The 3,187-nt window shown below is 70.5% G+C and carries 3 protein-coding genes; all 3 read left to right on the top strand.

The genetic code is table 11. The features are described from left to right. A partial coding sequence (locus M4J07_RS47265) for a fumarylacetoacetate hydrolase family protein (RefSeq protein WP_255983505.1) occupies positions 1 to 833 on the top strand: 833 nt, incomplete at its 5' end. 28 nt (positions 834 to 861) lie between these two features. Further along, positions 862 to 1,476 (top strand): TetR/AcrR family transcriptional regulator, encoded by a 615-nt coding sequence (locus M4J07_RS47260; RefSeq protein WP_255983503.1) that lies wholly within the window; start codon positions 862 to 864, stop codon positions 1,474 to 1,476. A gap of 181 nt (positions 1,477 to 1,657) precedes the next feature. After that, positions 1,658 to 3,121: an APC family permease gene (locus tag M4J07_RS47255; RefSeq protein WP_255983501.1), complete on the top strand. Its 1,464-nt coding sequence runs from the start codon at positions 1,658 to 1,660 to the stop codon at positions 3,119 to 3,121. The last annotated feature ends 66 nt before the right edge of the window (positions 3,122 to 3,187 follow it).

Raw genomic sequence — 3,187 nt, 5'->3', positions numbered from 1 at the left:
GCCGCATCCTCCTCGACGGCGCCGCCGTCGAGGTCACCGTCGACGGGGACGAACTCGTCGCCGGTGACGGCCGCCGCGTCAAGACCGACGAGGCCCACCACCTTCCGCCGGTCGTCCCCTCCAAGGTGATCGCGGTCCACCTCAACCACCGCAGCCGCGTCGACGAGTTCCAGATCGGCCTGCCCGACACCCCCACGTACTTCCACAAGCCGACCTCCTCGCTGAACAGCCACAAGGGCGCGATCGTCCGCCCCGAGGGCTGCAAGTGGCTCAACTACGAGGGCGAGGTCGCCATCGTCATCGGGAAGACCGCGCGCAACATCGCCCCGGCCGACGCGGGGGAGTACATCGCCGGCTACACCGTCGCCAACGACTACGGCCTGCACGACTTCCGCGACACCGACGCCGGGTCCATGCTCCGCGTCAAGGGCTCGGACACCCTGTGCCCGCTCGGCCCCGGCCTGGTCACCGACTGGGACTACCACGGCAAGCGGCTGCGCACGTACGTCAACGGCGAGGTCGTCCAGGACGGCTCGACCGACGAGATGAAGTGGGACATGCACTACCTCGTCGCCGACATCGCCCGCACCATCACCCTGTACCCCGGCGACGTCCTGCTCTCCGGTACCCCGGCCAACTCCCGGCCGGTGCAGCCCGGCGACGTCGTCGAGGTCGAGGTCGAGGGCCTGGGACGCCTCACGAACCACATCGTCACGGGTCCCACCGCGATCCGCGGCGACGTCGGCGCGCAGCCGACCGAGTCGGAGGAAGTGCTGTCCACCGCCCTCGGCGGCGACTGGGAATTCCGTGGCATCAGGCCGCCGAAGCGCTGACGGCGAGGTCACGGGTAGGGTCGACGGTATGACCGACCCCGTCGAGCCCGCCGGTGACCGCCGCTCCCGCAAGCGCGTCACGAACTACGGCACGGGCCGGGTCGCACTGCTGGACGCCGCGGTCCGTGTGGTGGCCCGCGGCGGTCTGCGCAGCCTCACCTACCGGGCCGTCGCCCACGAGGCCGGGGTCACCCACGGGCTCGTCGTGCACCACTTCGGCTCGCGCGACGCGCTGATCGAGGAGGCCGTCAGCCACGCCATCCACTCCTCGCTGAACAGCAGCGCCCTGGAGATCGGCACCGGCAAGCCCGCCGACTTCGCCGCCGGGCTCGGCGACATGGTCGACTCCGGTCCCGAACTCCAGGCGTTCCAGTACGAGTTGCTGCTGGAGGCACGCCGCCGCCCCGAACTGCTGCCGCAACTGCGCAGCCTGTACGAGGAGTACTTCGGGGCCAGCGCACGGGAGCTGACCCGCATCCTGGACCGGCCGGTGAGCCGCGGCATGTCGCGGCTCGTGTTCGCCGCGCTGGAGGGCCTGGTCCTGCACCAGCTGGCCTTCGGCGAGCGCGACGTCACCGAAGAGGCGCTCACCGAACTCAGGGGTCTGCTGGAGCGGCTGTCCGAGGACTCGGACACCGACTGAACCCCGGCACGTCGCTGCCGGGTCGCCGCCGCGCACGCAGCGTGGTCGTCGCGGGAACTCCCGTCCCGTTCCCGCGGGATTCCCTGCCCTCACCCCCTTGTCAAACGGATAGTTCGGCCCGACGATGAGGCAACTCGTTTGGCCTGAAACGATCCTTCTCTCTCCCTGGCAGGTGATCCGAGTGGACAGTCAGACGGTTTCCGCAGAGCGGACCGTACGGGACGCCCCCACTGCAGCCACGCTCAAACCCAACGCCCTCGGCGTTCTGGGCATCCTCTTCTTCGTACTGTCGGGTCAGGCCCCGCTCACCGGCATCGCCGGAGCCGCCCCGATCTCGATCGCCACCGGAAACGGATCCGGCACCCCGGCCGCCTACGTCCTGGCCGGAGCCGTGATCCTCCTCTTCTCCGTCGGCTTCGTCGCCATGGGGCGCCACGTCGTCGACGCGGGAGCCTTCTACACGTACATCGGCACCGGACTCGGCCGCACCGCGGGCGCCGGCAGCGCCAGCGTCGCCCTGTTCGCCTACTGCGTCATCCAGGCCGCGATGTACGGGCTCTACGGCGCCACCGTCGCCGCCCTCGTCGCCGACCACACCCCCCTCGACCTGCCCTGGTGGGTCTACACCCTGGTGACCATGGCCGTGGTGCAGGCACTGGGCGCCCTGGGCATCGAGATGGGCGCCAAGGTGCTCGCCGTCTTCGTGCTCGCCGAGTTCAGCATCCTGCTCGTCTTCGGCCTGGTCACCCTCTTCAAGGGCGGCGGCCCCGAAGGGCTCGGCGCCGCCGACAGCTTCTCCCCGTCGGCCGCGCTGCAGGGCGCCCCCGGCGTCGCCGTGATGTTCGCCGTGGCCTCCATGTTCGGCTTCGAGGCCACCGCCATCTACGGCGAGGAGGCCAAGGAACCCAAGAAGACCGTGCCCCGCGCGACCTATCTCTCGGTCGTCGTCGTCACCGGATTCTTCGCCCTCACCTCCTGGATGCTGATCTCGGCCTACGGAGCCTCCAAGGCACCCGGCGCGGCGGGCGCCGCCCTGGCCTCCGGAGACTCCTCGGGCTTCGTCTTCGCCCCGATCGCCGACCAGTTCGGCGGCTGGGTGGGCGACGTCCTGCCGATCCTGCTCGCCACCTCCCTGTTCGCCGGCATCCTCACCTTCCACAACTCCGCCAACCGCTACCTGTTCGCCCTCGGCCGCGACGGACAGCTCCCCGCCCGGCTGTGCCGCCTCAACACCCGGCACTCGCCGTGGACGGCCGGCTGCGTCCAGACCGTGATCGCCGTGCTCCTCGTCGTGCCGTTCGCCCTGGCAGGCAAGGACCCCGTCCTCACCCTCTTCTCCTGGTTCAGCGGCCTCGCCGTGCTCGCGATGATGCTGCTCTACCTGCTGACCTCGGTGTCGGTCATCGTGTTCTTCCGCCGTCGCCGCGTCGACCAGCGGGTCTGGAACACCCTGATCGCGCCCCTGCTCGGCGCGCTCGGCATCGCCGGTGCGATCTGGCTGATCCTCGCCAACTTCACCACCCTCATCGGCGGCGAGGCGAGCACCGCGGTCTGGCTGGTGCTCAGCGTCCCCGTCGTCCTCGCCCTGGGCGTGCTCAACCAACGCCTCCGGCGCCGAAGTACCACCGCCCCCACCGGCGGCTGACCCGCCCACCGCCCGACTCGCGTCGTACGGCTCGCGTCGCTCGGCACGCGGAATCCGCACGCACGT

This window comes from Streptomyces longispororuber (assembly GCF_024448165.1).
Taxonomy (GTDB): Bacteria; Actinomycetota; Actinomycetes; order Streptomycetales; family Streptomycetaceae; genus Streptomyces; species Streptomyces longispororuber_A.
Note: the sequence above shows the minus strand (reverse complement) of the source record. Positions and strands in the feature narration are given on the sequence as shown.